General features: G+C 43.0%; 2 protein-coding genes. One reads left to right on the top strand and one right to left on the bottom strand.

Annotated features, from left to right (window positions below):
* A partial coding sequence (locus HNP82_RS17775) for an FtsX-like permease family protein (RefSeq protein WP_330599727.1) occupies nucleotides 1-644 on the top strand: 644 nt, incomplete at its 5' end.
* A 121-nt stretch (nucleotides 645-765) separates the two neighbouring features.
* On the opposite strand, the gene HNP82_RS17770 is transcribed toward HNP82_RS17775, so the two are convergent.
* On the bottom strand, nucleotides 766-1173 hold the full coding sequence (locus HNP82_RS17770) for a PIN domain-containing protein (RefSeq protein ID WP_183776836.1): 408 nt from the start codon (nucleotides 1171-1173) through the stop codon (nucleotides 766-768).
* Between the last annotated feature and the right edge of the window lie 64 nt (nucleotides 1174-1237).

Here is a 1237-nt window from a genome sequence, read left to right as displayed (position 1 = left end):
TTGTACTCCTTTCCTGTGTCTATGGGAAAAACGCCAGTTTTGATATTGATAAATATATGAGCCAGACGGTGATCAGTGATTTTGAAGTGGAGGACAGTTCGATTTCTTCCAATTTTGACACCTATAATCCTTACGGAACAACCATCTCCCCTGAACTGGTTCAAAACATTGAGGAACTTGACGGGCAGGAGTATGAAGTGATGGCCATTGTGGCAGATATATCCACCATCACTGAGGGCGTCAACAGCAATCAGGCGGACTTCCTTTCCTTCTATCTCCCGGCAGATACATTCCGGCAAATGTATCCGGACAACACTCTGAGAAAGCTGTTTTTTGACGTGGCGGAGGAATATCAGCCTCAGGCGGAAGAAACGCTGATTGACTACCGGGAGAATGTGGATCCGTCTTTAAACTATACCGCGAAATCCACTCTGATTGACCATTATCGGGAACAGACACGGGCCAACACCGTCATGGGTTTTGCCATCAGCCTGATCATCGCATTTGTAGGCATTTTGAACTTTATCAATTCCATGCTGACGGCCATCGTCTCCCGGCAAAAGGAATTTGCCATGATACAGAGCATCGGCATGACCAAACGGCAGCTTAGGAATATGCTTATAAGACTGCGGGCGGCAGATTAACAAATATAAAAGCGATGGTTCTGCGCATTGAAGTGAGAAGACCGGAGCGAAAAGAAAAATAGAGGTTTTCCGAAAAAATCAGCATTTGCCCAAAATTGCGGAAGACCTCTATTTTGCACTTTCAGATTCTTGCAAGCAGTTCGGAGGGAGTAAATGCGATCACCTTGCTTTTGGAAAAATCTCTGACATTTCTCGTAATAATATAATCGGCCTGAACACGCTCTGCGGTGGCACTTTGTATTGCGTCTTCAAAATCCTCCCAGTTCCATTCGGCGGCCCGTGTCAGATCGGACACGCTGAAATCAGTAAAATCAAAAATCAGATTCAGTTTTTGAAAAACGTCCTCGATTGCCTTTGAATTTAATTGTTTCCGCATGATATAGACCAGATTTGCAAAGGTAAGAGCAGACACATAGCCTTTCACTTTTCCAGTTTCACAGAGTTTCCAAATAATACTGGAATCTTTTACAAATTCCTGGCGATTTAGAAGTACATCCAAAATGACATTGGCATCAATCAATAGAACCATATTTTTCTTTCAGCCTTTCTGTTTTTGCTTCATTCAGATTATAATCTTCTTTCAGAATTCCGGT

The sequence above is a fragment of the Catenibacillus scindens genome, assembly GCF_014202115.1.
Taxonomy (GTDB): Bacteria; Bacillota; Clostridia; order Lachnospirales; family Lachnospiraceae; genus Catenibacillus; species Catenibacillus scindens.
The sequence above is the reverse complement of the archived record's forward strand: the minus strand, read 5'-3'. Positions and strand labels throughout refer to the sequence as shown.

What these genes read in the sequence shown, in the direction of transcription:
- HNP82_RS17770 (WP_183776836.1), bottom strand. Translation starts at nt 1,173, where the DNA reads ATGGTTCTATTGATTGATGCCAATGTCATTTTGGATGTACTTCTAAAT.